Raw genomic sequence first — 26,351 nt, 5'->3', positions numbered from 1 at the left:
CGGGTGGCACAAAAACGCTCTGCTACTTAGCGTTGTTCAAAGTCGGTTTTAATTTCTTGCATCGCCTGTTCAAGAGTAATCTCAGGTTTGTAGCCAAGCATCTTTTTGGCTTTATCGCTGTTAAAGATACTCTCCACACCCGTAAGGCGATAGGCGAGATTCGTTACTAATGGCGGGTTCTTTTGATTGATTAACTTACCAACCCCTTCGAGAACCGGGGCTAAAGCTCTAGCTAGCCAGTTTGGTATTGATTTGGCTTTTGGTAAGTCCAAGGTATTAGCAAGCGCGTCTAAATACTGTTTCCAGGTGACACCTGGGTTATCAGCAATGACAAATATTTCACCCGCAGGTAGCGTGGTTGATTGCGCTGCGAGCGTCATGGCCTGCACAACATGGCGAACATGCACAAGTCCTGCATCCCAGTTACCATCTCCCATTAGCGATGGCTCTTGCTGTGCTAACTTGTCGACGAAACGATTCACCCACACACTGCCCACACCATAGACATTAGATGGGCGAATTAAGGTCGCATGTAAGCCGTTTTCGCGTACTGCTTTGAGTGTCACATCTTCTTGGCGCTGTTTTACATATTCGTAGTTTGATGCAGGTGTACCACGCTGTGTTTGCTCATCCAGTATGCCACTGCCCATCTTACTTCCGTAGGCGGCAATACTCGTGGTTACAACAAAGCGCGCACTATTTTTTAAAGCCAGTGCAATGGCTTGTTCAGTGCCATGAACAGTGATATCGACGTGTTCTTGTTTAGCGCCCCAGTCACTCACTATGGCAGCGAGGTGAAATAAAGTATCAAACTCCCCGATTTCGTCGGCTAATTCCATCAAGCGGCGGATATCACCACGGATTATTTTGACCTTGTCTCCCCAATATTCGGGAATTGCTTCTGTTGGCAGCATCAGCGCTTTCACAGCGATACCTTGCGCCAGCAGCTCAGCCACAAGGTGGCGACCAATAAACCCACCGGCTCCGGTGATTAATACACTTTTCATTTTATCCACCTCTGAATTAAAACCGCTAGGCGCTAGTCACCGAAGGGTTTTTCCAGCTTAATATTAGTGTTTTTTAACATGGTAATAACAAGGTGAGGTTTATTCTTGACATATTAAGACAAGTAGGTGTCATAATGCGACTAGTTGGTGCATAGCAAGGTATCGTTGCACCATTTTGAAACGAGGGTCGTGCGATGCAATATTATGTCCGAATGGGAGCACTTGATGGCTTCACTGAACTGGTGGAACAACTGGGTGAAGCCCCTTATTCGCTGATGGAAAGTGTAAACATTCTACCGGGTCAAAACGCCGATCCTGACTTGATGGTGCCTTATTCAACGGTCGCTAAATTACTTGAGTTAAGTGCTGAACGGCTCCATGAACCTTGCTTGGGGGCTAGAGTGAGTCGTGAGCAAGGGCTCGCAACCATAGGCTTAGTTGGGGCATATATGGCGCAGCAACCGACAATAGAAGCGGCCTTGAGATGTGCACAAAAGTTCGCTGACATGCATGCCCAAGGTGCTGAGTTGACGATGTTTAAGACCCAGTCACAGCTGTGTGAGCTAACCGTTGAAATGCGAGTCAATGACAGACAGCAGTATCCGCAACTCGTTTACATGAGTTTGGGCTTACTGAAAGGCGTTATTGGCGATATGGTTGGCAACCGATGGCACGCGCACGCAATTTGCTTGCGTCAGCAATTACCTGCGCACATTAGCATTCGCTTGGCGACAATATTCGGATGTGAAGTAAAAACAGGCTGTGCTCATGACAGTCTTCTTTTTGACTCCGAGACTTTAGCACTCACTCCAAGTCAGCCAGCGAACCTACTCAACAGCATCATAGAGAAACAATTCCAGCAACGCCAAATGGCCTATGTTGATCACTCTCGTCTTGTACGTCACGCCATAAATGTGCTTCTTCCCACCGGTGATTGCAGTAAAGAAAACATCGCTGCGAGTCTAGGTATGCATCCCAAGAAGCTAGAGCGTATGCTTAACGAACAAAACACCACCTACCGACAATTACTTGAAGACACGCGCAAAGAAATTGCGATGCGTACGCTCAAGATGAATAACATGACTATGACCACTTTGGCACTGAACCTAGGGTATGCAGATTTCTCAGCTTTCAGTCGCAGTTTTAAGCGCTGGACAGGCATGCCGCCAAGTCAATTTATAAAGTCACTCATACCAAATAGTTGAATACACTTTGTCTTTGGTTGAAGCCCTTGGGCAGTGACATTGGGGAACTTTTCCTGCGTTATCACCTCACTTACATAGAATGACTATGTGATGCAGGTTCTGCCTTGCCAACGCACGCCAAATGGCCACTACAAAACAACACCCAGCGAAGATTAACAGACCCTGGCAACTGGTTGGTTGTCTTATTTTGTCATCTAGTTGTCTTATATTGTCAAGAATAACTCTGTTCCTTGTAACTAGTATGTTAAGTCACAATAGTTTTAGCAAAGCGTCATGTGCACAACACTGTGCCATGAGCATTAAGGAGCATCTATGAGTCAAATGGCAGCAGTGGTTGTGCGCAACGGCCAACTGGAAAATGAGCGAATTGATATTCCTACACCTGGTCCCGGCCAAGTGCTGGTTAAAAGTCTTGCTTGTGGCATCTGTGGTTCGGACTTACACATAGTGCGTCATGGCGAGGAAGTAGCAGATATTTTCGATAAATTGGGTGTGATGCCCAAAGATCTGATGGCTAGTACGCCTTTGATGCTAGGCCATGAGTTTTGTGCTGAAGTGGTAAGTTATGGCCCTGATACCGAGCAACGCTTTAATGCCGGTACACGCGTAACCTGCGTACCTATGTTGATGAGCCAAGGGGGAGCTGGGGTAGGTATCACTCCGGGCGTGCACGGTGCTTATTCTGAGTACTTTATTGTTGACGCTGATCTCTTACTTGAAGTGCCAGCACATTTATCTTCATTGGCTGCAACCGTCACTGAACCCCTTGCTGTTGGTATGCACGCAGTTAACCGTGCCAAAGTAGATAAAGATTGTGTTGCCTTAGTAGCAGGTTGCGGCGCAATTGGCTTAGCCACCATCGCATCGTTAAAACACCTTGGTGTGAAAGATATTGTTGCATCTGACTTGCAACCCAAGAATCGCGCAATAGCTCAAGAGTTTGGAGCGAGCGCAGCGGTTGACCCAAGTGTTGAGGATGAAGTGGCGCTAGCGGCTAAAATCGCTGATGGGCGACGCGTCGTTATTTTTGAATGTGTTGGCGTGCATCAGCTGATCAACAGCTTTATTGAGCGCGCACCAGCGAAAGCCACACTTGTTATCACTGGAATCCACACCGCAATGGCGCAGGTTAATTTTGGCTTTGCGACTGTCAAAGAAATGGATATCTATTTCTCTTACTACTACACCCCAGAAGAATTTGCACAATCCTTATCGCTTATGGCATCGGGTGATATTCCGTGGCAACACATGTGCACTGCAACGGTCGGTATGGACGGTGTAACAGATGCGTTCAATACTTTATTGGGCAAAAACGAGCATATTAAAGTGATTATTGAGCCTTGGCGCAATGGTGCGCTAACGCCGTATTCTCATGAATAAACAGGGCTTTTTAGCCGAACTAATATTATAAAAAACAAAAATTAGCGCTTGTAGCAAGCGCTGAACACTACAGCAAGTAGAGGAACACACTATGGCATTACCAGAAATGACGAATCATTTAGAGCACCTTCTATGTGTGCACACAAACGAACAGAAAATTATCAAAGATGCATTACCCGGTGTGCATATGTATCCACTGGTTCTTGATGTTGAAAACGGATTATGGGTGTTACGCGTGCAATTTGAACCAGGCGTGACTCTACCAAAACACTTTCATACAGGCGTGGTGCATTTGTACACCATGAGTGGCTGTTGGCACTACATTGAATACCCTGAAGACAAGCAGGTAGCAGGCAGTTACTTATTTGAGCCAGGCGGCTCTATCCACACATTCCATACCCCTGAAAGTAATGAAGAAGTTACTGATACCTTCATGGTCGTTCAAGGTGCTAATATTAACTTCGATGCGGACGGAAACTATGTCAACATCATGGATGCGGGTTGGATTGAGCAAGTGATGTTAGCTGCCGCGAAAGAACAAGGCATTGAACCGCGCTACATCAAGCCAAAGGCAAGCTATGATTTTTCCGACCAGTAACATACCAGTTGGAGTCACTATGCTTGAACAAGTAAATCAATATCAAAACCTTGCTCAATTTATTGAGCAAGCGGCACAGCGTTATGCCGCCCAAGACGCGTTTACGTGTCTGGGGCAAACTTTAACTTTCAGTGAAATCAATAATCATGCTGACAATTTAGCGGGTTATCTGCATCAACTAGGGTTACAGGCTGGAGATCGCATTGCGGTGCAACTTCCTAATATTAACCAATATCCCATAGCTGCTTTTGCGGCATTGAAACTGGGTCTTGTATTGGTTAACACAAACCCACTTTATACGCAGCGGGAGATGCAACATCAGTTTAATGACTCGGGTGCCAAAGCCATCGTCATACTTTCTGATTTGTACCCTAAGTTGCAAGGTATTCTGGCAGACACCCAACTAGAACATGTAATTTGTACCGGCGCAGCTGATTTACTCAAAGGGCAAACCGATGCTGTGGATGGCGACTGCGTACTCTTTAGTGAGGCGTTAAAGCAAGGTGCAGGGGTAACTTATCCTCGCTCTCAAGCAACCTTGGACGATGTTGCTGTGCTGCAATATACAGGTGGCACAACCGGCTTGTCTAAAGGGGCGCAACTGACGCATTTGAATTTGCTAGCCAACACGATTCAGACTAAAGAGGCCTTTGCAGATCGTTGTAAAGAGATGAGTGAAGTCTTTATTTGTCCATTGCCGCTGTACCATATCTACGCATTCACCCTGAGTTTGCTGATTTTTACCGGATACGGCAACCACACAGTGTTGATCCCCAACCCACGAGATCTAGAAGGCTTTATCCAAGCGGCTAAAGCTCACCAGTTCACAACGTTCGCAGGGATCAACACCTTGTTTATGGGCTTGTGTGCAACCGAGGCTTTCCATGAACTCGATTTTTCGAAATTGCAGTTAACAGTTTCCGGTGGTGCAGCATTGACGACAACAGCTGCAAATACGTGGATGAAGGTTACAGGGTGCACTATTACCGAAGGCTATGGTCTGTCGGAAACATCTCCTGTTGTAACCTTTAATCGTCCGGGCGAGGAACAGATCGGCACGGTAGGTTTTGCTATTCGTGATACTGACGTGCAGTTGTGGGATGCAGATGATAATCCTGTAGCTGACGGGGAAAGTGGTCAAATTGTTGTCAAAGGTCCACAGGTGATGACAGGGTACTGGAATCGTCCAGAGGAAACCGCTAAAGCAATTACTCCTGAGGGATACTTTAAGACCGGTGATGTTGGTATTCGTCAACCGGATGGCGCCATTAAGATTATTGACCGCTTAAAAGACATGATCATTGTGTCAGGTTTTAATGTTTATCCCAATGAAGTTGAAGAAGTATTGGTAAGCCATCCTGCTGTGTTTGAAGCAGCTGTGGTAGGTAAAGCCGATGAGCGCACTGGTGAAGCGGTGCATGCCTTCATTACGCTTAAAGGCGAAGTGGATGAGCAAGAGTTACAAACGTTTTGTCGTCAACATATGACAAACTATAAAGTGCCCAAGCATATCCATGTACTTAATGAACTGCCTAAGTCGACTGTGGGTAAAATCCTACGTCGTGAACTGCGCAGCGCATAAGGCCGATAAAGTGCATAAAAAAGCCCGTTTAATAACGGGCTTTTTTTTAGCTATCGTAGCCGGGGTTATTGGCATCGAGTAAGCGTAATAGCGCAGGCCATGCCAGCGCGCCTCCTAAACCCTTGGTAACCGCTGCGGTTTGCCCCTTAATGCCGTCGATAATTGGCTGCGGCACATGAATTAATTGCTCAGGGTCTTGTGATGTTCGCGCCTGTACAGCACATGCTGATTCCAGCGCATACATAAACAAAAATGCGTCGGCAACAGTTGCGCCGGTCGTGAGTAAACCATGGTTACGCAGTATGAGAAAATTATTACTGCCTAAGTCATTCACCAAGCGCTGTTTTTCGTCTGGATTGAGAGCAATACCTTCGTAATCGTGATAGCTCAAACCACTGTGCACGACCACAGCTTGTTGTGAAATAGGTAATAGCCCATGTTTTGATGCCGAAATTGCGACACCGTTGGCGGTATGGGTGTGAATAATACAGTGTGCATCGTCGCGCGCTTCATGAATGCAGCTGTGAATTAAAAACCCTGCGGGATTCACTGGAAAATCACTGTCGTGCAGCATGTTGCAATCTTGGTCGACGCGAATTAATGAGGATGCTGTAATTTCATGAAACATCATGCCGTAGGGATTAATCAGGAATTGATCTTTGGTGCCAGGCACACGCATGGAGATATGCGTAAAAATTAAATCATCCCAGCCAAAGTGAGCAATAAGGCGATAAGCCGCCGCAAGCTCAACACGCGCTTGCCATTCTTGTGGTGATACTTGGTCTTTCATAATCCCTCCTTACCAAGGTACTTTGCGAGTAAGAATGTCTTTGAACATCACCCAATCGCCAATAAAACTGTAAAGTGGATAAGTGAAGGTAGCGGGTTTGTTTTTCTCAAAAAAGAAGTGTCCTACCCAAGCAAAACCATAACCGGCAACAGGCATTAACCACAATAATGCAAACTGGCCCGTCGCCAATGCGTAGCCTAGAATGCCAAGTACGATGAAACTGCCAATAACATGCAGACGTCGGCACACTTTGTTTTTGTGTTCCTGCAAGTAGTAAGGGTAAAACTCTTTGAAGCTTGAGAAACCATCTTTGTCTTTAACGTGTCCCATGTGAATCTCCGTTGCTGAAGTGCTCTATTAACATAAGCTGTAATTCTGCATAGTGCTTGTTATTATCGGACGTATAATTGTTATTTTTGGACACATCGTGCGTACTATCTCTTCGTGGTGGGTGGCGGCTATGGCTGAAACCTTTAAATGGCAAGGGTTACCTTTGTCTGCGCTATTTGCTAAAGCCAATATCTCATTGGAGTCTTTGGCTGCGATCCACAATCGTTACCCGCAAACCAACGTCAGTATATTATGGCGTGAGGCTCAGCAGTTGCTTCCAGATTTGAATATTGCAATTGAGGTAGGCAAAGGGGTCGATGTGCGCGCATTACCCGTCATTGGCTTTGCTTTATTGCAAATGGAATCAGTCGTTGACGCGTTTGAGCTGATGCTGCGCTATCAGAAACTGATGGGTGGCAACACGAATGCCAAGCTGATTGAACATGATGGCAATATAGTGGAGATGCGATTTCATTTTACCAATGATTTAAACACGATTACGGTGCAAAGTTATGAAGCGGCAATGGCGTTTTGTGTGAAGGTCGCGCGGACTGTGGCGGACAAAGATTGGCGACCTAGTAAAGTGTGTTTGAGTAGGAAAACACCGTGTGAACATGCCAAAGCGTATTTTAACTGTGAGATAGAATACGGCTGTGCTTATCATCAGCTTTTTTTTGCTAATGACAGTGCAAGCAATAGCAGTGACCCGCAAGGGGTTTTTGAGGTCACGCAACACCGTGCAATCACACAGGTGCTGGCATTAGTTATTGAACAGCGCCTCGCAACGGGAAAGGTAAACAGCAAAAGTATTGCTGCGCAATTTGGTATGAGTGAAAAAACCTTGCAGCGCCGCCTCTTATCTGAAGGAACGACCTTTAGAGCTGAGCTTGAGGCGGTTCGTCAGAAAAAAAGTTTATCCTTGTTAAGTGATACACAATTGAGTATTTCTGAAATCGCGTATTTATGCGGTTACAGTGAAATTAGTGCGTTTCATCATGCTTTTACGCGTTGGTATGCAGTGTCCCCGAGTCAATATCGTGCGAAATCGGCAAGTGAACGGAATTTTTAAATATTTTAGTTATATCTAATAACGAGTGCACTAGTGAACGGGGATAGCGCGTTCTGTCTAAGATCCGTTACACTTAGTATGATAATTAAAGATGTTTTTATAGGTACCCCATGCGTCATGAAATTTGGCAGCAGCTAAGAGAAGAAGCAAATCAAGTCGTTACTAAAGAGCCGTTGCTCGCCTCACACGTGTATTCGTGTGTGCTTAACCATGATTGCTTGGGTTCAGCGCTTAGCTTTATCGTCGCCAACAAACTGGCTGATGCGGTCGTGTCTGCGTTCACCATTCGTGAACTGTTTGATCAAGCCTTTGTGAGATGTGACGCGATGCTTACGCATGTCGCGCATGATATCAAGGCGGTTAGAGACCGCGACCCAGCGGCAGACAGTTACCTAACTGTGATGCTTAACTTGAAGGGGTTTCATGCCATACAAGCGCACCGCCTTGCCAATTGTTTATGGCTACAAGGACGCAAAGAGCTGGCACGATTTATTCAAAGTCGTACCTCAGAAGTCTTTGGCGTGGATATACACCCAGCATGTAAAGTCGGCCACGGCATCATGTTTGACCACGCAACAGGGATTGTTGTCGGTGAAACGGCCGTTATTGAAGACAATGTATCAATTCTACAGTCGGTGACCTTAGGCGGTACGGGTAACGAGTCAGGTGATCGTCACCCTAAAATTCGCGCGGGTGTACTAATTGGAGCGGGTGCCAAAGTACTTGGCAATATTGAAGTGGGTGAGGGCGCACGCATCGGTGCGGGCTCTGTGGTATTAAGCCCTGTACCGGCTCATACCACGGCCGTTGGCGTACCCGCTAAAATCGTTGGCCGTCCGGATTGTCCTTGTCCGGCGGAATCAATGAACCAAAACTTTTTAAATGACGAACAAGAAAATCAGTCGCATACTAGTGCCATGCTTTAAGGCTTTTTAGCAAGGAATAGTATGGTAACTAAACCAATATTATCGGCCGCAATAGCGGCCTTTTTTGTGGGGCTAGCATCTGGATATTGGCTGTTCGCGACCCCAACAACACCCAAAGATTTAGTCTATCAGGAGCACTCTGAGTCCCCTGCTGTGGTGTCACAACAGCAAATCGCTGAGCCAGTGCAAACTAAAACTCAGCATCAAGTAGTGGTAAAAGAAGTGGTTATCGATAGCCAAAACGCAGCTGTGCCAACTGACGCTCCAGTACCAGACGTCGCTCAACAACAAGGTGAAGTTGTACAACTGCGACGTGAACTAAATGCTGCCAAACAACAAGTGAAACAACTGCAATCAGCACTGCAGCGACCAGAAGAGATGCTTGAAGAGCTGCAAGCGCGTTTCGCCGAACAAGACAGAGATGAAAAATGGGCCTACATGACTGAAACGCAAGTGAGTGATTTTCTCTATAGCGCGGGCCTTGCTGATGTGATGCAACTTGAAGAGGTCGAGTGCAAAAGCACCATATGCCGCATGGAGTTTACTCCACAAGAGGGCGTGGAACTCGACCCACGAACGGACTGGTCAACGATGCAAACCAATTTGCAGAGCCAATCTTGGTGGCAACAGTTTATGCGCAGCAATGCCCGCAGCACTGATGAAGGTCTTAGCCTTTGGGTTGAACGCCAATCACCTGAGTCTTAATCTCACCATCGGCGACCACAGTGGTTAACAGCTGTTGTGGTTGCACTTGTTGCACCGATTTGATGATGCCTTGTGCACCTTTGGTAATGCTATAGCCACGAGCTAATACAGCTAGTGGGCTGATGCTGTCGAGTCGTGCAGCCAACTGTGCTAGCTGCGATTGCGCCGTGTAGACTTGCTCTTTTTGCGCTGCCACCAGTCGACTAGATAGTTGTTGCAATTGGTATTTGGCACTGGCTAGTTGATGGCTCGGATTAGCACGCTGCATGCGCATACCTAACTGACTCAAATTACGTTGCTGGTGGCTAAGGCGCGCTTCCATAGCATGATGCAAGCGCATTTGTAATTCATCCAAACGCTGTTGCTGTTGCATCAGTTGATTTGCAGGATGTTGTTGTGCCAGTCTGCTTTGTAATATCTGTAATTGCTGCTGGCGCGCATGAAGCTGGTGGCGCCACGCACTGTGCAACTGGTGACGCTTATGAGAGATGGCGTCTCGCAATTGATTACTGTCTGGGCTCACTAATTCCGCCGCGGCAGATGGCGTTGCAGCGCGTATATCCGCTACAAAGTCACTGATAGTGGTATCAATTTCATGGCCCACTGCGCTTATCACTGGCAAATTTGATTGGTAAATTGCGTGCGCCAATTGTTCGTGGTTAAAGCACCACAAGTCTTCCAAGCTACCACCGCCACGACCCACTATCAGCACGTCCACTTCGTTACGAGCGTTGGCGATTTCTAGTTTTTCAATGATCCCCACATGGGCTTGGTCGCCTTGCACTTGGCAAGGATAAATCACCACTTCTAGTTGCGGTGCCCGGCGTTGCAACACGGTTAAGATATCTTTGATGGCGGCACCGGTAGAGGAGGTGATAACACCTACTTTATTGATGGTGCTTGGCAGTGGCTTCTTGTGCGCAGAGCTGAACAACCCTTGAGCCGCCAGTTGCATTTTTAGTGCTTCGAATTGTTGTTTTAGTTGGCCTTCACCTGCGGCTTCCATGTGCTCAACAATAACTTGGTAGTCACCGCGTGGCTCGTACAAAGAAACGCGCGCTTGCACTTGCACTTGGTCGCCATCTTTGGGGCGAAATTTTGCATAGCGATTGTTGCCTCGCCACATTGCGGCACGCACTTGTGATTTGTCATCTTTGAGAGAGAAGTACCAATGCCCTGAAGAAGGCGCGACGAAGTTGGAAATTTCACCGCTGAGGACAATGGATGCGAACCCACGCTCCAAAATTGTACGTATCTCACGATTCAGTCGCGACACGGTATAGACGCTTTGATTTGCTGGGGAATTTGTCTGTGAATACATTGTGATATCGTACTTTGAAAAAACTAAATGCATTTTATCATAAATAAAGCGCAAATTTTATTTTACTCGCCCTAACATCGCTGATAAAATGCCGCCGCAACTCCATCCAATCACCAATTCGTGAGAAGTTGCCAATGCTTAGGATCGCTAAAGAAGCTTTAACCTTTGATGACGTACTATTAGTACCAGGTCATTCAACTGTATTACCCCATACAGCAAACCTTAAAACTCGTCTAACCAAAACAATCGAACTAAATTTGCCAATCGTGTCTGCATCTATGGATACAGTGACCGAAGCGCGTTTAGCTATTGCGTTAGCACAAGAAGGCGGTTTGGGCTTTATCCACAAGAATATGACCATCGCTGAGCAAGCAGCGAATGTTCGTAAGGTAAAAACTTACGAAGCGGGCATAGTTTCTCACCCTGTTACTGTTACTGCTGATCTGACTATCGCAGGTGCGTTAGCATTAGCACATGACAAAGGTTTCTCAGGTTTCCCTGTTGTTGATACTGATAACAACTTAGTGGGTATCGTGACAAGCCGTGATATGCGTTTTGAAACCAAACTAGACCAACCAATTTCGACAGTAATGACGAAAAAAGAGCAGCTAGTAACGGTAAAAGAAGGTGCTGACCGCGAAACAATTCTAGGTCTTATGCATGAGCACCGCATCGAAAAGATCTTAGTTGTGAATGATGACTTTAAACTTAAAGGCATGATCACAGTGAAGGATTACCAAAAAGCACAAGATAAACCAAACGCATGTAAGGACGATCAAGGTCGTTTACGTGTGGGTGCTGCTGTTGGTGTTGGCGCAGGCACTGATGAGCGTATTGCTGCATTGGTTGAAGCGGGTGTTGATATTCTACTTATCGATACCTCGCATGGTCACTCTCAAGGTGTAATCGACCGTGTTAAAGCAACGCGTGAAGCATACCCAGACCTCCAAATCGTAGCGGGTAACGTAGCAACAGCTGAAGGCGCAATTGCATTAGCTGATGCCGGTGCAAATGCCGTTAAAGTTGGTATTGGCCCTGGCTCTATCTGTACGACTCGTATCGTTACAGGTTGTGGTGTGCCACAAATTACAGCGATTTCTGATGCAGTTGAAGGCTTAAAAGGCCGTGATATTCCAGTAATCGCAGACGGTGGTATCCGCTTCTCTGGTGATATTGCTAAAGCACTTGTTGCTGGTGCGTCACTAGTGATGGTGGGTTCAATGTTAGCGGGTACAGAAGAAGCACCAGGTGAAGTTGAACTTTATCAAGGTCGTTACTATAAGTCATACCGTGGTATGGGCAGCTTAGGTGCAATGAACCAGAAAGAAGGTTCATCAGACCGTTACTTCCAAGATGCTAAATCTGAAGAAAAGCTAGTACCAGAAGGTATCGAAGGTCGCGTGGCATATAAAGGCCCAATCGCGAACATCATTCACCAGCAAGTGGGCGGTATTCGCAGTGCAATGGGTCTAACTGGCTGTGCTACCATTGAAGAACTAAATACTAAGCCGCAATTTGTACGTGTAACTTCTGCAGGTATGGGTGAGTCTCACGTTCATGACGTGCAAATCACCAAAGAAGCACCAAACTACCGTCTAGGCTAATCGCCACTGTAGACGAGATTAGGGCTAGCAACTGCTAGCCCTTAATAATTTTCGACTGGTGAAATAAACACTCGCCAGTCCAATTTCATTTAATTTAGATGAGATCGCAATGAGCAAAGATATCCATGACTCCCGTATATTGATCCTAGACTTTGGTTCACAGTACACGCAATTAATCGCCCGTCGTGTGCGTGAAATTGGTGTTTATTGTGAGCTGTGGGCTTGGGATGTAACGGAAGAGCAAATCCGTGAATTCAACCCACAAGGTATCATTCTATCTGGTGGCCCTGAGTCAACTGTAGAAGAAGGCAGCCCTCGCGCGCCAGACTATGTATTCGAAGCAGGTGTGCCAGTGCTTGGCGTTTGTTACGGCATGCAAACAATGGCTATGCAACTTGGCGGTAAAGTACACGGCTCTGACAAGAAAGAGTTTGGCTATGCGAAAGTTGAAAAAGTAGGTGATTGCCCGTTATTTGAAGCGATTGAAGATCACCTAGGTGAGAACGGCGCAGGTCTTCTAGACGTATGGATGAGCCATGGCGACAAGGTTGAAGCTATTCCACCTCAGTTTGCAACAACGGCGAAAACAGACACGTGTCCGCATGCGGCGATGTCATGGGAAGAGAAGCGTTTCTACGGCGTTCAGTTCCACCCAGAAGTAACGCACACGTTGCAAGGTCAGCGTATTCTTGAGCGTTTTGTTGTTGATATCTGTGGCTGTGAAAAGCTATGGACACCTGCACAAATCATCGAAGATGCGATTGCTCGCATCAAAGAGAAAGTGGGTGACGACGAAGTTATCCTTGGTCTTTCTGGTGGTGTTGACTCATCAGTAGTAGCAATGCTTATTAACCGCGCGATTGGTGACAAACTAACATGTGTGTTCGTTGACAATGGTCTACTTCGTTTGAATGAAGGCCAGCAAGTGATGGACATGTTTGGCGACCACTTCGGCCTGAACATCGTTAAAATTGACGCCGAAGAGCGCTTCCTTAAAGCACTTGAAGGCATTGACGAGCCAGAAGCAAAGCGTAAAGCAATCGGTCATACTTTCATCGAAGTATTCGATGAAGAGGCTAGCAAGCGTGTAAACGCTAAATGGCTTGCACAAGGTACAATTTACCCAGACGTGATCGAATCAGCTGCATCAGCAACTGGTAAGGCACACGTAATCAAGTCTCACCACAACGTGGGCGGTCTTCCTGAAGATATGGAGCTTGGCCTTGTTGAGCCTCTACGTGAGCTATTCAAAGACGAAGTGCGTAAGATTGGTCTAGAGCTTGGTCTACCTTACGATATGCTTTATCGTCACCCGTTCCCAGGTCCTGGTTTAGGTGTACGTGTTCTAGGTGAAATCAAGAAAGAGTACTGTGATTTACTTCGCCGTGCTGATGCGATTTTCATCGAAGAGCTACACAATGCAGACCTTTACCACAAAGTAAGCCAAGCGTTTACTGTGTTCCTACCGGTACGCTCTGTAGGTGTTATGGGCGATGCGCGTAAATACGACTGGGTTGTGAGCCTACGTTGCGTTGAAACGATAGACTTTATGACGGCACGTTGGTCGCACCTACCTTATGAATTCTTAGGTAAGGTTTCAAACCGTATCATTAACGAAATCGACGGTATTTCTCGCGTAGTTTACGATATTTCAGGCAAGCCGCCTGCGACTATCGAGTGGGAATAAGACCTAATTATCTTTTGCTAAGATAAAGACATTATAAAGGGCTGATATCAGCCCTTTTTTTATTGAAAATGAATGCCTGTTATATCGTATTCTTTGATGTAACGTTTGCCATGTACATCACTGAAGAAGAACTCCATCTCTATTTTGTTATCAAGTTGTCCATTGTGCTCAAGAATTTCCACGAGGTAGTAATCAACAATTGGCTGATTGATGTTCTCGTATTTGCGTTTTTGTAGCACGTTAAACTTAGTTGGGTTACCAATTTTGTCGAAGTAGGCGTACAAGGTTTGTATGCCGCGCTCGTATATCTCTTTGTGTGCTTGCGGTGCATTAGGGTCTCGGTATTTTAACAAGGGCATCGAACGTTTCTTATTGACCGCATTTATAAAGTTAGTAATCACTTTTTCATGAGCAACGACTTTCGTGCCTTGTGCCTCTTTTGCTGCTTGTTGGAGCTTGGTTTGCACTGGGTACACGTTGGTCATGAAGTTTTGATAATCGCCCAATGCGTCCATATAGCTGAAGTAATGCGTTGGGCCTTTGTTGTACTCACTTTTTAACTTTTCATAATCGCCATCAATATGTTGTGCATAGGACTTGAAGAAGTTATACCCAGCGCGATGATCTAAGTGGTAGAAATCCATCGGGTTTAGCAAGGCCGAGAACAACAGGGTGTTAAAGTTGAGGAAGTTCTTTTGATTACTAAAGACAAATAAGTCGACGTACCACTGCTTCTCGTCACCCTCTATTGCAACCGTAAACTCGTAGAAGACTTTGTCCTCTTGCGGCACAAAGGTAAGGAGTTTTTTGTCCACCTTATGCTTTACATCTGGGTTGACGCCTTCATTTAATGTAACAGTGTATTGGTCATTGAGCGCCAATATTTCATCGGCAATTTCAATATTAAGATAGTTCTTGGCAAATGCTTTGTTGCTGATAAGCAGCATGAATATCGTGACTAGCAGGAGTATTCTGCTATTGGATAGACTCATGATAATGTCCTTATAAAGTTTACAAACGCGCTAAGAGCTTCACGTTTAACGCGCATTCCATTGTGCGTAAGATTCAGTCAACTTGACGAATCCGGCCATGAATTTAGCAACGGCTAGTGCTTATGTCAATTGAGGTACGGACTGTTAGCTGGGTGGCGAAGATGAGGGATGAATATCGGACTTTTGTGTGTAAATCCTCCGGTTTGATTATTTTAAAGGCAGTTGAGCTATATGAACGATATTTTTTCTTTACCTTTATGAAAAGCTCATTATAATGCGTCGACATTGCAGGGGCGTAGTTCCAATTGGTAGAACAGCGGTCTCCAAAACCGACGGTTGGGAGTTCGAATCTCTCCGCCCCTGCCACTTCTCTCTTATGCTTCTTTGAGCTACACTGGCAACCGCCGAAAAATCATCATTATAACGAATCAGTATGCATTCTCAGTTTGCGAAAATTTTTGCTATTCAGCCTGTTCAATTGCGTTCGCGTGCACTGTCTAAAGAGCAGGGCACACAAGACGAGAGTCTGGTTTTTAATGATGAATCAATGTCTCCATTAAGCAGCCCATTGTCTGATGATATTTGTCGTTTACTGCCCGATGGCGCACAGGTTTTTGTGGCCTCTGTGGATGAGCCAACGCTGCAAGGTAACACTGTTTATCTACCTGCATCACAACTCAGTGCCACCCAAAAGCAACGGTTGTGGCAGCAACTATCTCAACGAGATCAGGTGTTTATTGATGTTTGAAATCTTGCCTTTGAATAACGACCATATTGCCGAGATTATGGTGATAGAGAATGCTTGTCATACACATCCTTGGAATGAAAAGTTAATGCTTTCATGTCTAACTGGTCGCTATTTTGCCCGAGGACTGTTTGCAAAAAACCAGCTCGTTGCTTTTTATGTGGCTGAACAGGCAGGCCCAGATATCACGCTTATCGATATTTGTGTGTCGCCAGCTTATCAAGGTCAAGGGCTTGGTAAGAAGCTCATGCATGATCTAGAGAAAAACGCGCAGCAACGAAGTGCTGAACTGATGTTTTTGGAAGTGCGAGAGAGTAACACTACAGCCTTCAATCTTTACCAAAACTGTGGTTTTGACTTCAATGGGCGTCGCAAGAATTATTATCCTGATGGCGAAGATGCCATGTTAATGATGAAAACCCTGCTAGACGAAATCGAATTTTAACTGCCATTCATTCTGACGACTTTGTCTTTTGCTACGTCGGTGCAGTGAAAATTGCGTAGCCATGTTTGCCACAATGTTTTGCATCGTACATGGCACTGTCAGCTTGCTCAGCAAGCCTCATGGGATCGGTGTTGTTTGGGCTGCTGATTGAAATACCAATACTCACTGAGAAGCTCAGGCCCAAAGCGAGTTTTCGTGACGCAGCGTCGATAGCTCGCAAAATGTGCTTTGCAGTACTGCGCAGTGTTGTATGCGTAAACTCACCATTTGCTATCACCAAAAATTCATCTCCACCGATGCGACACGCGATGTCGTCTTTGCGCACAGACTTTTGGATTGCGTGAGCGACTTCTTTGAGTACCTCATCGCCAATCACATGCCCAAGCTGATCATTAATATCTTTGAAGTCATCGATATCGATATAAAACAGCGCTAACTCAGATAGGCCATTGTGGGCTTGGTGTAACTCTCTTTGAATAAACTCAAACGCGTAACAGCGGTTATACAGCCCCGTTAGGTGATCATGATGAATCTGATGCAAGATACTCAATTCTTTGGTTTTATCTACAGTAATGTCGCGAACAAGCATGATAAAACGGTCTTCTTTTGACTTTACAATGCGGGCCTCAAACCATTTGAAATCGCCGCCGACATTAAGTTGATAGTGCACCGAATTTAACTGTCCTGAAAATTTTACCCGCTCAAAGGTAATACGCAGTAATTGCGCAGGTTCAGGGGGGAGTACATCGAACATGGACTTGCCAAGAAACTCTTGGGGTGGGACATATAAATCCGAACTATTGCCAGCCTGATGCTCAAGAATTGTGCCGTCGGCGTTGAGAGCAAAAAAAAGGTCGGGCACTACCTGCAATAGCTCATCAACACTAAGCTTTTTTAGGAAACTGTTGTCGGTATTACTCGACGTTTTCATAGGCTTACCTTCACTGTCAACTAAGCTGAACTAAAGGCCTAGCTGCATATTGTTATTGTTGTAAAGGGCATTCAGAACATCCTCTTAAGTAAAGGTGGAATCTTAAAATTAGGCAATGCTTAACGCCTTATTTCTTATCCTAAATCATGTTTTTGCGAACGCCTTCGTTGCCACGGCATATTGCACAGCTGAAAATCTATTGGTTCAGCGTGCAGTGCCTTATCAGTTGTTAAGCACGCAATTTACCGTTTTCTATCTCTGTAATAGTTTACCTAAAATAGGGGCTGATGTGGCTTTTTTTAATGCAAAAGGATTGCTTTTGGTGAGAAGCGTAATTTGAAATCGACATTACGCCAAAGGGTGTGCGATTCTCACAGCGTCGCGCTAGAGTGGTTGAATCGTTTGGCAACCGATGTGAGGGGGTGTGTTCGCCCAAGTACATTTGGCTTGTTCTTGTTTTATATCCGAGTCAAAAACTTAGCCATATGTACTTTGATGTTAATTATCTAAAGTTTGCCCTTAGCTGGACTCTAAATCTTTTTCGAGCGCAAAGCGGATAGCGTGCTCTAGCTTGAGTACTGGGTAGTCATGGTCTTCATAGCTACCCTCGCGGATAGATTTTTCTAGCTCATCCGCGGCATCGGCAACACCATTGAAGCCAAAGCAGCTGGCGCTGCCTTTGATACTGTGTGCGACTGCTTGCAGCTGTTCCCACTCCGCGGCCTGCTGATGTGCTTGGACTTGCGCCAAATAGTCGGGCAGCTTTTGTTTATAGTTTTCATTTATTTGCAAGAAGCGTTCACTCTGCAAAATGTCTTCCCAGCGGGAGTTTGCCTCTTGTTGTAAACTTAAGTAAGTTGCGAGTGTGTGCTCAAGTTGTTCTTTATCAATAGGTTTTGCAAGGGCCTTATTACAACCTGCTTGCAAATAGCGGTCGATGTCATGTTTCATTACATTCGCGGTTAGCGCAATGATTGGCCCATCATACGCCGCATGGCGCAACATTTGAGTCGCTTCTTCACCACCCATCACTGGCATTTGCATATCCATCAGGATTAGCTGGTAGTCTTTCACTAACGCTTTCTCCACCGCTTCTGCACCATTGTTTGCGAAATCAGGGGTAATGCCCCATCGCTCCAGCAGCAATGAGATTAAGGCTTGGTTATCTTTGTTATCCTCAGCAACGAGAATCTCACCGTCAAATTGCTTCCAGCTGAGGGTGGGTATATCTACTTTTGGTGGCTGCATTTGCTCGAGCGCGGTATAGAATTCGCTGTCGTCATAGACTTGGTTACAATCAATGTGAATGGTGAATTGACTGCCTTTGCCTTGTTCGCTCTGTGCCCAAATATCACCACCAAGTAACTGTGATAAGTTTTTCGCAATACACAGACCTAAGCCACTGCCACCGAAACGACGTGTCGTGGTGGAGTCTGCTTGCTCAAACGGTTTGAAGATACGGCTTAGTTCCTGCGCCGAGATACCAATACCTGAGTCGGTGACTACGCACTTTAAAATACCCTCTTGGTAGCTCACGTTAAGGTGCACAAAACCATTAGCTGTAAATTTGACCGCATTGGTGAGGATATTGAGCATAATTTGTTTGAGGCGAGTTTGGTCACTGTTTAAATACCTAGGGACCGGAAAATCATAGCTAATTTTGAACTCGAGTTCTTTTTGCTGCGCCTGTGGAGCGATGATGGAAGATAAGTCATCAAAAAGCTCATAGATAGATACTGGTTCGCGATTAACAGCTAACTTTTCAGCTTCAATCTTAGATAGGTCGAGAATATTGTTGATCAGTTCCAACAAGTGGCGAGAGTTGCGTAGCACTGTCGATAATTGCTGTTGAACTCTGTGGTCTTCAACCTGATTATTCTCGATAAGTTGTTCGGTAAAGCCCATAATCGCCGTCAGTGGCGTGCGAATTTCATGGCTCATGTTGGCAAGGAAGCGACTTTTTAGCTGATTCGCTTGCTCTGCTTGTTCAATGGCACGCTCTAGTGCTTTGTTGGTCTGTTCTAACTCAAGAGTACGTTCTTCAACTTTCTGCTCTAGCGTGTCTTTGTATTCTTTGAGCTCGCTTTGGCTATGATAAATTTTATCAACCATGTTATTGAAGTCGCTAAAAAGCTGGCCTACTTCATCGGAGCGATTTTGTTCAAGGCGCACAGATAAATCATTTTCCCCCACGCGATGACTGGCTTCACCGAGTTTTTCTATGGGGTTGAGTAACAGGTTGCGCACTACGATAAAAATAAGAATTGGTAGGGTGATCACTGAGATAAAGACGATCAATGCAGTAATCAAACTGATCAGTTTACCTGCTTGATAAAGCATCGTTTTTGGTATGCTGGTCGCAAAATAATGACCGTCCGACATTTGCACCACATACATCATGCGTGGCGTATTATCGACACTCTCCAACACCACTTCATTTAATTGACTGTTGTCTGCCCAATCATTGATTTTTCGGAAATCCTCTTTGGTGAGCGTGGTACCTAACAGTGCATGATTAGAACTGAACAGGACTTTGCCTTGCTCAGTAAGTAGCAAGTTTAAGGTATTGTTGTAAGGGGCCTCTAAAATCGCGGTATTAAGTACAGTGGGTTGCACTTTGAGAATGATGTAACCGAGAAGTATGGGACGCTCCAAACGAAAATCGGGAGCAAACACCTTTTGTGCAAAATACAGCGACGTTTCGCCATTATCCGCCTGCACCATGAATTGTTGGCGGCGTAAAGAACTAGTCACTAGCTGCTCGAAAAATGGATACTCATCGGGTGGTGACTGTAAGGTCGTTGAAAAATAAGCGTAACTGTCTTGTGTTGCTGAGACAAAATTAATACTCATGATGTCAGGATAGGCGTCTGTGTAGCTGCTGAAGACATCCAGTAATGCAGCGAGGTTTTGGCGATAGTTGCCGCTGCTGCCATCAATTTCATGAAGAAAATTTTGTAGTACCGGCGAAGAACTAAGTAATTCGGTGGTTGAGTGATACACATTGAGGGAGTGGAACACTTTGTTTTGCTGCTGTTCCACAAAACGACTGACGATAAGCTGAGACTGCTGTTCCGACGAACTGGTAACGTTTGTGAGGGTAAAGCCGCCTAAAAACAATAACGGCAGTATCACAACGGGTGTGATATACCAGAGTAAGCGAATACTCAACTTGCTTGTTTTCATGGCCGTGGCGCCTCCTTGCAACGTCTTAAAATGGCTTCAGCGCGTTATAGATATGGGAACACAACTAAAATTATACCCAATGCTTGGTAATAATACACACAGGTTTGCCCAGAAGTCACTTTTACTTGTATTCGGCGCTTTTGTGCGCACCTGAAAATCGGTATAATCACGCGCAATATTGTCTTTATAACTTATTTACGACTTAACTGTATCATTGAGTTGGGTCGTTAGCGCAAAAGTGACCGCATGTCAGAACTAATACAGCAAATTAATAAGCGACGCACGTTCGCAATCATTTCCCACCCGGATGCGGGTAAAACCACGATTACCGAAAAGGTACTCTTATTTGGTCAAGCTATTCAAAAAGCGGGTACGGTAAAGGGCCGAGGCTCAAACCAGCACGCTAAATCAGACTGGATGGAAATGGAAAAAGAGCGTGGTATCTCCGTAACGACTTCTGTAATGCAGTTTCCTTACAATGAGCGACTAGTTAACCTACTTGATACTCCGGGACACGAAGACTTCTCGGAAGACACCTACCGCACATTGACCGCTGTTGACTCTTGCTTGATGGTTATCGACGCAGCCAAAGGTGTAGAGGATCGTACTCGTAAGCTAATGGAAGTAACGCGTCTTCGTGATACACCTATCGTAACCTTCATGAACAAATTGGACCGTGATATTCGCGACCCAATGGAATTGCTTGATGAAGTAGAAACCGAACTAAACATCATGTGTGCACCCATCACATGGCCAATTGGTTGTGGTAAAGAGTTCAAAGGTGTGTACCACTTGCACCGTGACGAAACAATCTTGTACCAAACTGGCCATGGTCACACAATTCAAGAAGTGCGCACAATCAAAGGCTTGGACAGCACTGAATTGAACGAAGCCGTCGGTGAAAGCCTTGCAGAGCAATTGCGTGAAGAAATCGAATTGGTGCAAGGTGCCTCGAATGAATTCGATCTGGAAATGTTCCTAAGTGGTGAATTAACGCCTGTTTATTTTGGTACGGCACTAGGTAACTTTGGTGTTGACCATATGCTGGATGGCTTAACAGAGTGGGCGCCTGCGCCTATGCCGCGCAAAACCGATGATGAGCGCGAAGTGACAGCCGAAGATGAAAAGTTCTCTGGTTTCGTCTTTAAAATCCAAGCGAACATGGACCCTAAACACCGTGACCGTATTGCCTTTATGCGTATTGTTTCTGGTAAATACACGCAAGGTATGAAGATGAACCATGTGCGTATTGGTAAGCAAGTGAGCATCTCTGACGCCGTTACCTTTATGGCGGGCGATCGTGAGCGTGCGCAAGACGCTTACGCCGGTGATATCATTGGTTTACATAACCACGGTACGATTCAAATCGGTGATACCTTTACTGATGGTGAAAAGCTCAAGTTCAGCGGTATTCCAAACTTCGCACCGGAATTATTCCGCCGTATTCGTTTGAAAGATCCATTGAAGCAAAAGCAATTGCTTAAAGGCTTAGTACAGCTTTCAGAAGAGGGTGCTGTGCAGGTGTTCCGTCCGCTTATCAATAACGATCTAATTGTAGGCGCGGTCGGTGTGCTGCAGTTCGACGTGGTTGTGGCGCGCTTGAAAGCGGAATACAAAGTTGATGCAATCTACGAGAGTGTGAACGTTAACACTGCACGCTGGGTTTCAAGCACAGATACCAAAAAGTTCGAAGAATTCAAACGTAAGTGCGAAGCAAACTTAGCGCTTGATGGCGGTGACAACCTGACGTACATCGCGCCAACACGTGTAAACTTAAATCTGTCGATGGAGCGCTACCCTGAAGTGAAATTCAGCGAAACGCGTGAACACTAATACTCCAAGCTCCCTAATTTATCTCGGCCAGCAAAGCGCTGGCCCAATTGCAAGGTAACTGCAACGATGAACATTAAACAAATTTTAATCGACAAAGCCAATGCCGCCATGCTTGCTGCGGGGCTTGAAGAAGGCACAAATCCAGCGGTCACGCAAAGCACGCGTCCGCAATTTGGTGACTACCAGATCAATGGCGCAATGGGCGCGGCGAAGAAATTAAAAGCTAACCCACGTGAGTTGGCGCAAAAAATCATTGATGCCCTTGATGTATCTGATTTAGCAGACAAAGTTGAAATCGCAGGCCCTGGTTTTATCAATATTCACCTAAAACCTGAATTTCTAGCCCAGTCTGTTGCGAACGCAAACCAAGACGCAAAGCTAGGTGTAGCAGAGCATGCAAATCCACACACTGTAGTTGTCGATTACTCATCGCCAAACCTAGCGAAAGAAATGCACGTAGGTCACCTGCGTTCAACCATCATCGGTGATGCGGTGGCTCGTACATTAGAATTCCGTGGCGACAAAGTGATTCGTCAAAACCACATGGGTGATTGGGGCACGCAATTCGGTATGTTGATTGCGCACCTTGAAGACTTGTTAAACGACGGTGTAGATCTTGAGAAAGTAGCCCTTGCGGACCTTGAGAGCTTCTACCGTGACGCGAAAAAGCGCTTTGACGACGAAGAAGGTTTTGCCGATCGCGCTCGTGAATACGTAGTAAAACTACAGCAAGGTGATTCGCATTGTGACAAGCTGTGGCAAATGTTTATCGATACCTCGGTGAAACACTCAGAAGAAGTATATGCCAAGCTCAACGTGACACTTAAGCGTGAAGACATCTATGCAGAAAGCGCGTACAACAGCGAGCTTCAACGCATGATTGATGTACTTCGTGAGAAGGGTATTGCTAAAGAAGACCAAGGTGCACAAGTTGTATTCATCGACGAGTTGGCGAACAAAGATGGTGAGCCGTCAGTATTCATCGTACAAAAATCAGGTGGCGGCTTCTTGTATGCAACTACTGACTTAGCAGCGTGTGAATACCGTTCACACACGTTGGGCGCAGATCGCATCATGATTTTTGTCGATGCACGTCAAAGTTTGCACTTCAGCCAAGTAGAAATCACAGCACGTAAAGCCGGTTTCTTACGCGACGAAACAAGCTATGAATTCTGCCCATTCGGCACCATGATGGGTGAAGACGGTAAGCCATTTAAAACTCGTACGGGTGGCACCGTTAAATTAGCTGACCTTCTCGATGAAGCGGTAACCCGTGCAAAAGCGAAGTTATCTGAGCGTGAGTCACCACTGAGCGACCAGGAGCAAGAAGAAATTGCCAGCAAAGTCGGTATTGGCGCAGTGAAATATGCAGACCTTTCAAAGCACCGCACCAGCGATTACATCTTCAACTGGGATACGATGCTGAGCTTCGAAGGCGCAACCGCTCCTTACCTGCAATATGCCTATACCCGTGTTAAGAGTATTTTCCGTAAAGCGGGCATCGATAGTGCTGCACACCAAGCTCCAGTGGTGGTTGCACAGCCTCAAGAAAAAGCTCTTGCAATCAAACTGATGCAGTTTGAAGAAGTGCTAGATCAAATGATCAATGATGCTACACCGCACGTATTATGTGGTTACTTATATGAGCTTGCGAGCCTGTACATGAGCTTCTATGAAGCATGCCCAGTACTGAAAGAGGGTGTGAGCGAAGAAGATAAGAACAGTCGTTTGGTGTTGTGCTCTTTGGTGGCGAAGACATTGCAAAAAGGTTTAGACCTTTTAGGTATCGACGTTATGGAGCAAATGTAATCAGTGGCGTGTAGTTCGCTTTGACTGCGTTGGTGCTCTTTTTTAACACTAGTCACATACTTCACGTATGTTCCTAGGTATAAAAAAGAGTACCGCCTTGTCAGCGCTTCTGCACTTGCTGATGCTTTCGACAATCGAAAATGATGGCTTAAAGCAATTGCGTTGCTCATTTGAGCATACTAAGAAGGATTTGCTATGAAACTTGATGATATTCGTCGTGAATATTTACAAGGTGGGTTAGACGAGAGCATGCTCGAGGCAAGCCCAGTTGCGCAATTTGAAAAGTGGCTGGAGCAGGCGATTGCTGCGCAGATCCCAGACCCAACAGCGATGGTCGTGGCGACAGTGGATGAACACGGGCAGCCTTCACAGCGTATCGTGCTGCTAAAAAGCTTGGATGAGAAAGGCTTTGTGTTTTTCACTAACACGGGCTCTCGTAAAGCCAGTGAGCTGGCGAAGAACAACAAGATCAGCCTGCATTTCCCTTGGCACATGTTTGAACGTCAGGTCATTGTTTACGGTGAAGCGCAGCCTTTACCTGTGAGCGATGTGGCCAAATATTTCTTATCTCGGCCTAAAGAAAGCCAATTGGCAGCCTGGGCATCAAGCCAAAGCCGTCCAGTATCGTCGCGCCAAGTGTTGATGGAAAAATTTGCGCAAATGAAGAGCAAGTTCGCTAAAGGCGAAATTCCATTGCCTGACTTCTGGGGAGGGTACTGCGTTAAACCGACTAAAGTTGAGTTTTGGCAAGGTGGCGCCCACCGCTTGCATGACCGTTTTATGTATACCCGCCAAGCGGATGATTTATGGCAGGTAGAGCGCCTCAATCCGTGATGCGCTTTATTGACTCTCACTGTCATCTCGATTTTAGTGAATTCGATGATGGTAGAGCGCAGCGCATTGCTAATGCCCACGCGCTGGGAGTCACACATTTTGTGGTGCCAGGCATCAGCTTGGCACAGTCACATCACCTTATTCAGTTCACCCAGAACACACCCAGTACCTATGTCAGTGCGGGCTTGCATCCTTACTTTTTAGCCCAGCACCATGACACGCATGTCTGCGAACTCGCTGACTTGATAGCACAGCATCGCGATACCTTTGTCGCCGTGGGCGAATGCGGTATCGATAGACACGTTGAGAACTTAGCAACCCAACAGAGCTTGTTTGAAGCGCAGATTGCTATTGCCAATGAATACGAACTGCCTTTGATTGTGCATCATCGCCAGAGTCATGACTTAATCGCTGCGAGTTTTAAGCGATGTCCACCTAAATTTGGTGGCGTCATTCATGCGTTTTCAGGCTCAACCCAAGTTGCGCAAAGCTATATTAAAGCGGGGTTTAGGTTAGGGGTAGGGGGCACAATTACCTATTCACGCGCTCACAAGACTAAAGAAGCCTTGCGCAGCATCGGTGCGGAGCACTTACTGCTAGAAACGGATGCACCGAGCATGCCGCTGTATGGCTATCAAGGGGAAATTAACACACCTGAGCGAATCCCTCAGGTGTTTAGAGCATTGGTTGAGTGTCTTGGTGAGTCAGATCATGAGGCTTTGTCAGAGTTATTGTATCTGAACTGTTTAGCCTTCTTACGAAAATAGCGTTTAAGCTGCCAACGTTTCAATCCACGCCCAAGTTGCCAAGTGAAAATACAGCAAATAATCAGCATTAATAATACCTGACGGCCCACTTCATGGATGTACCTATGGCTGGTATCTATGGCTGTTTGTGGCAGGTAGTTAACGCGAGCAAAGCCAATTGGCTTTTGCTCTTGTGATGAGGTAATCGGGATGACAATTGGCTGCGTTAATTTACTGATCCCCGGAGTGCCCAAGGTAATGCCGTATTGGGGATCATAGGGCGAGTAAACATCGCTCTGTGCTTGTTTGGCGCCACTGATATCGTAAATCACCGCACTTTGAATAACTTCATCTGTACTCAGCTGATTAGCTAACTCGGTTAAGCGTGGCTTGTTGTTTTGCTCCAAGGGCAATGCGGCAGTGAAGGCTAATTGCTGCGACAGGCTCTTGGCATACTGATAGCTTTGTTGATAAAGCATTTGGTGGCCTTGGAAACTTGTATTAAATGCCATCCACGTAAGTAGTACCAAGCAAAAAGCGGCAAACACCAGTCTTGTTAGGCGTTGCCAGCGTGATGTCCGCACCGGATTTTTTACTTGTTTATTTTTCATATCACTCATGTGGTT

General features: G+C 45.9%; 23 protein-coding genes and 1 tRNA gene. 16 read left to right on the top strand and 8 right to left on the bottom strand.

The window, feature by feature from the left end; all coding sequences use genetic code 11:
• Window positions 1-26: 26 nt before the first annotated feature.
• Window positions 27-1,007, bottom strand: a complete 981-nt coding sequence (locus V1358_RS13165) for an NAD-dependent epimerase/dehydratase family protein (protein ID WP_347393816.1) — start codon at window positions 1,005-1,007, stop codon at window positions 27-29.
• A 194-nt stretch (window positions 1,008-1,201) separates the two neighbouring features.
• On the opposite strand from V1358_RS13165, the gene V1358_RS13160 reads away from it, so the two are divergent.
• The 4 genes from V1358_RS13160 (at window position 1,202) to V1358_RS13145 (ending at window position 5,772) form a co-directional block, all read left to right on the top strand.
• Window positions 1,202-2,212 carry an AraC family transcriptional regulator gene (locus tag V1358_RS13160; RefSeq protein ID WP_347390588.1) on the top strand — a complete coding sequence of 337 codons (1,011 nt, stop codon included), beginning with the start codon at window positions 1,202-1,204 and terminating at the stop codon, window positions 2,210-2,212.
• A gap of 312 nt (window positions 2,213-2,524) precedes the next feature.
• Complete coding sequence (locus tag V1358_RS13155; RefSeq protein WP_347393815.1) at window positions 2,525-3,592, top strand: zinc-binding dehydrogenase; 1,068 nt, start codon at window positions 2,525-2,527, stop codon at window positions 3,590-3,592.
• Window positions 3,593-3,683: 91 nt separating this feature from the next.
• The gene (locus V1358_RS13150; protein WP_347390590.1) at window positions 3,684-4,190 is read left to right on the top strand and encodes a 2,4'-dihydroxyacetophenone dioxygenase family protein; all 507 of its coding nucleotides are present in this window, start codon (window positions 3,684-3,686) and stop codon (window positions 4,188-4,190) included.
• A gap of 19 nt (window positions 4,191-4,209) precedes the next feature.
• Complete coding sequence (locus V1358_RS13145; protein ID WP_347393814.1) at window positions 4,210-5,772, top strand: AMP-binding protein; 1,563 nt, start codon at window positions 4,210-4,212, stop codon at window positions 5,770-5,772.
• 46 nt (window positions 5,773-5,818) lie between these two features.
• On the opposite strand, the gene V1358_RS13140 is transcribed toward V1358_RS13145, so the two are convergent.
• Window positions 5,819-6,562, bottom strand: a complete 744-nt coding sequence (locus tag V1358_RS13140; protein WP_347393813.1) for a class II aldolase/adducin family protein — start codon at window positions 6,560-6,562, stop codon at window positions 5,819-5,821.
• Between the two features lie 9 nt (window positions 6,563-6,571).
• The gene (locus tag V1358_RS13135) at window positions 6,572-6,892 is read right to left on the bottom strand and encodes an Mpo1-like protein (RefSeq protein ID WP_347390593.1); all 321 of its coding nucleotides are present in this window, start codon (window positions 6,890-6,892) and stop codon (window positions 6,572-6,574) included.
• 130 nt (window positions 6,893-7,022) lie between these two features.
• Between V1358_RS13135 and V1358_RS13130 the strand changes: the two genes are divergently transcribed.
• From V1358_RS13130 to V1358_RS13120, 3 genes are all read left to right on the top strand, one after another.
• On the top strand, window positions 7,023-7,961 hold the full coding sequence (locus V1358_RS13130) for an AraC family transcriptional regulator (protein WP_347393812.1): 939 nt from the start codon (window positions 7,023-7,025) through the stop codon (window positions 7,959-7,961).
• A gap of 110 nt (window positions 7,962-8,071) precedes the next feature.
• The gene (cysE, locus tag V1358_RS13125; protein WP_347390595.1) at window positions 8,072-8,887 is read left to right on the top strand and encodes a serine O-acetyltransferase; all 816 of its coding nucleotides are present in this window, start codon (window positions 8,072-8,074) and stop codon (window positions 8,885-8,887) included.
• A gap of 21 nt (window positions 8,888-8,908) precedes the next feature.
• Window positions 8,909-9,592, top strand: coding sequence for a hypothetical protein (locus V1358_RS13120; protein WP_347393811.1), 684 nt, complete (start codon window positions 8,909-8,911; stop codon window positions 9,590-9,592).
• Here V1358_RS13120 and xseA read toward each other — a convergent pair.
• Window positions 9,555-10,913 (bottom strand): exodeoxyribonuclease VII large subunit, encoded by a 1,359-nt coding sequence (xseA, locus tag V1358_RS13115; protein WP_347393810.1) that lies wholly within the window; start codon window positions 10,911-10,913, stop codon window positions 9,555-9,557. The genes V1358_RS13120 and xseA overlap by 38 nt on opposite strands.
• 134 nt (window positions 10,914-11,047) lie before the next feature.
• Between xseA and guaB the strand changes: the two genes are divergently transcribed.
• Window positions 11,048-12,517, top strand: coding sequence for an IMP dehydrogenase (guaB, locus tag V1358_RS13110; protein WP_347390598.1), 1,470 nt, complete (start codon window positions 11,048-11,050; stop codon window positions 12,515-12,517).
• Between the two features lie 109 nt (window positions 12,518-12,626).
• Window positions 12,627-14,204, top strand: coding sequence for a glutamine-hydrolyzing GMP synthase (gene guaA / locus V1358_RS13105; protein ID WP_347390599.1), 1,578 nt, complete (start codon window positions 12,627-12,629; stop codon window positions 14,202-14,204).
• A gap of 59 nt (window positions 14,205-14,263) precedes the next feature.
• Here guaA and V1358_RS13100 read toward each other — a convergent pair whose 3' ends face one another.
• On the bottom strand, window positions 14,264-15,196 hold the full coding sequence (locus V1358_RS13100) for a hypothetical protein (protein WP_347393809.1): 933 nt from the start codon (window positions 15,194-15,196) through the stop codon (window positions 14,264-14,266).
• Window positions 15,197-15,485: 289 nt separating this feature from the next.
• Between V1358_RS13100 and V1358_RS13095 the strand changes: the two genes are divergently transcribed.
• From V1358_RS13095 to rimI, 3 genes are all read left to right on the top strand, one after another.
• A tRNA-Trp gene (locus V1358_RS13095) sits at window positions 15,486-15,562 on the top strand.
• Window positions 15,563-15,629: 67 nt separating this feature from the next.
• Window positions 15,630-15,944: a hypothetical protein gene (locus V1358_RS13090; protein ID WP_347393808.1), complete on the top strand. Its 315-nt coding sequence runs from the start codon at window positions 15,630-15,632 to the stop codon at window positions 15,942-15,944.
• A complete protein-coding gene (rimI, locus tag V1358_RS13085; RefSeq protein WP_347393807.1) occupies window positions 15,937-16,386 on the top strand; it encodes a ribosomal protein S18-alanine N-acetyltransferase in 450 nt (149 codons plus the stop codon). The genes V1358_RS13090 and rimI overlap by 8 nt, the downstream gene beginning before the upstream one ends.
• A 31-nt stretch (window positions 16,387-16,417) precedes the next feature.
• On the opposite strand, the gene V1358_RS13080 is transcribed toward rimI, so the two are convergent.
• Window positions 16,418-17,317: a sensor domain-containing diguanylate cyclase gene (locus tag V1358_RS13080; protein ID WP_347393806.1), complete on the bottom strand. Its 900-nt coding sequence runs from the start codon at window positions 17,315-17,317 to the stop codon at window positions 16,418-16,420.
• Between the two features lie 519 nt (window positions 17,318-17,836).
• On the bottom strand, window positions 17,837-20,503 hold the full coding sequence (locus V1358_RS13075; protein WP_347393805.1) for an ATP-binding protein: 2,667 nt from the start codon (window positions 20,501-20,503) through the stop codon (window positions 17,837-17,839).
• A gap of 246 nt (window positions 20,504-20,749) precedes the next feature.
• Between V1358_RS13075 and prfC the strand changes: the two genes are divergently transcribed.
• From prfC to V1358_RS13055, 4 genes are all read left to right on the top strand, one after another.
• Window positions 20,750-22,336: a peptide chain release factor 3 gene (gene prfC, locus V1358_RS13070; RefSeq protein WP_347393804.1), complete on the top strand. Its 1,587-nt coding sequence runs from the start codon at window positions 20,750-20,752 to the stop codon at window positions 22,334-22,336.
• A gap of 66 nt (window positions 22,337-22,402) precedes the next feature.
• Window positions 22,403-24,145, top strand: coding sequence for an arginine--tRNA ligase (gene argS, locus V1358_RS13065; protein ID WP_347393803.1), 1,743 nt, complete (start codon window positions 22,403-22,405; stop codon window positions 24,143-24,145).
• Window positions 24,146-24,340: 195 nt separating this feature from the next.
• Window positions 24,341-24,979, top strand: a complete 639-nt coding sequence (gene pdxH / locus V1358_RS13060; RefSeq protein ID WP_347393802.1) for a pyridoxamine 5'-phosphate oxidase — start codon at window positions 24,341-24,343, stop codon at window positions 24,977-24,979.
• Complete coding sequence (locus V1358_RS13055) at window positions 24,979-25,746, top strand: TatD family hydrolase (protein WP_347393913.1); 768 nt, start codon at window positions 24,979-24,981, stop codon at window positions 25,744-25,746. The genes pdxH and V1358_RS13055 overlap by 1 nt, the downstream gene beginning before the upstream one ends.
• Here the strand turns inward: V1358_RS13055 and V1358_RS13050 are convergent.
• Window positions 25,689-26,336 carry an AhpA/YtjB family protein gene (locus tag V1358_RS13050; RefSeq protein ID WP_347390608.1) on the bottom strand — a complete coding sequence of 216 codons (648 nt, stop codon included), beginning with the start codon at window positions 26,334-26,336 and terminating at the stop codon, window positions 25,689-25,691. The genes V1358_RS13055 and V1358_RS13050 overlap by 58 nt on opposite strands.
• Between the last annotated feature and the right edge of the window lie 15 nt (window positions 26,337-26,351).

The organism is Pseudoalteromonas pernae (assembly GCF_039831865.1).
GTDB lineage: Bacteria > Pseudomonadota > Gammaproteobacteria > Enterobacterales > Alteromonadaceae > Pseudoalteromonas > Pseudoalteromonas pernae.
Note: the sequence above shows the minus strand (reverse complement) of the source record. Positions and strands in the feature narration are given on the sequence as shown.

Bases quoted from the DNA above. Each gene is read 5' to 3' on its own strand.
- V1358_RS13165 (WP_347393816.1), bottom strand. From the start codon at position 1,007: ATGAAAAGTGTATTAATCACCGGAGCCGGTGGGTTTATTGGTCGCCAC.
- V1358_RS13160 (WP_347390588.1), top strand. From the start codon at position 1,202: ATGCAATATTATGTCCGAATGGGAGCACTTGATGGCTTCACTGAACTG.
- V1358_RS13155 (WP_347393815.1), top strand. From the start codon at position 2,525: ATGAGTCAAATGGCAGCAGTGGTTGTGCGCAACGGCCAACTGGAAAAT.
- V1358_RS13150 (WP_347390590.1), top strand. From the start codon at position 3,684: ATGGCATTACCAGAAATGACGAATCATTTAGAGCACCTTCTATGTGTG.
- V1358_RS13145 (WP_347393814.1), top strand. From the start codon at position 4,210: ATGCTTGAACAAGTAAATCAATATCAAAACCTTGCTCAATTTATTGAG.
- V1358_RS13140 (WP_347393813.1), bottom strand. From the start codon at position 6,562: ATGAAAGACCAAGTATCACCACAAGAATGGCAAGCGCGTGTTGAGCTT.
- V1358_RS13135 (WP_347390593.1), bottom strand. From the start codon at position 6,892: ATGGGACACGTTAAAGACAAAGATGGTTTCTCAAGCTTCAAAGAGTTT.
- V1358_RS13130 (WP_347393812.1), top strand. From the start codon at position 7,023: ATGGCTGAAACCTTTAAATGGCAAGGGTTACCTTTGTCTGCGCTATTT.
- cysE (WP_347390595.1), top strand. From the start codon at position 8,072: ATGCGTCATGAAATTTGGCAGCAGCTAAGAGAAGAAGCAAATCAAGTC.
- V1358_RS13120 (WP_347393811.1), top strand. From the start codon at position 8,909: ATGGTAACTAAACCAATATTATCGGCCGCAATAGCGGCCTTTTTTGTG.
- xseA (WP_347393810.1), bottom strand. From the start codon at position 10,913: ATGTATTCACAGACAAATTCCCCAGCAAATCAAAGCGTCTATACCGTG.
- guaB (WP_347390598.1), top strand. From the start codon at position 11,048: ATGCTTAGGATCGCTAAAGAAGCTTTAACCTTTGATGACGTACTATTA.
- guaA (WP_347390599.1), top strand. From the start codon at position 12,627: ATGAGCAAAGATATCCATGACTCCCGTATATTGATCCTAGACTTTGGT.
- V1358_RS13100 (WP_347393809.1), bottom strand. From the start codon at position 15,196: ATGAGTCTATCCAATAGCAGAATACTCCTGCTAGTCACGATATTCATG.
- V1358_RS13090 (WP_347393808.1), top strand. From the start codon at position 15,630: ATGCATTCTCAGTTTGCGAAAATTTTTGCTATTCAGCCTGTTCAATTG.
- rimI (WP_347393807.1), top strand. From the start codon at position 15,937: ATGTTTGAAATCTTGCCTTTGAATAACGACCATATTGCCGAGATTATG.
- V1358_RS13080 (WP_347393806.1), bottom strand. From the start codon at position 17,317: ATGAAAACGTCGAGTAATACCGACAACAGTTTCCTAAAAAAGCTTAGT.
- V1358_RS13075 (WP_347393805.1), bottom strand. From the start codon at position 20,503: ATGAAAACAAGCAAGTTGAGTATTCGCTTACTCTGGTATATCACACCC.
- prfC (WP_347393804.1), top strand. From the start codon at position 20,750: ATGTCAGAACTAATACAGCAAATTAATAAGCGACGCACGTTCGCAATC.
- argS (WP_347393803.1), top strand. From the start codon at position 22,403: ATGAACATTAAACAAATTTTAATCGACAAAGCCAATGCCGCCATGCTT.
- pdxH (WP_347393802.1), top strand. From the start codon at position 24,341: ATGAAACTTGATGATATTCGTCGTGAATATTTACAAGGTGGGTTAGAC.
- V1358_RS13055 (WP_347393913.1), top strand. From the start codon at position 24,979: ATGCGCTTTATTGACTCTCACTGTCATCTCGATTTTAGTGAATTCGAT.
- V1358_RS13050 (WP_347390608.1), bottom strand. From the start codon at position 26,336: ATGAAAAATAAACAAGTAAAAAATCCGGTGCGGACATCACGCTGGCAA.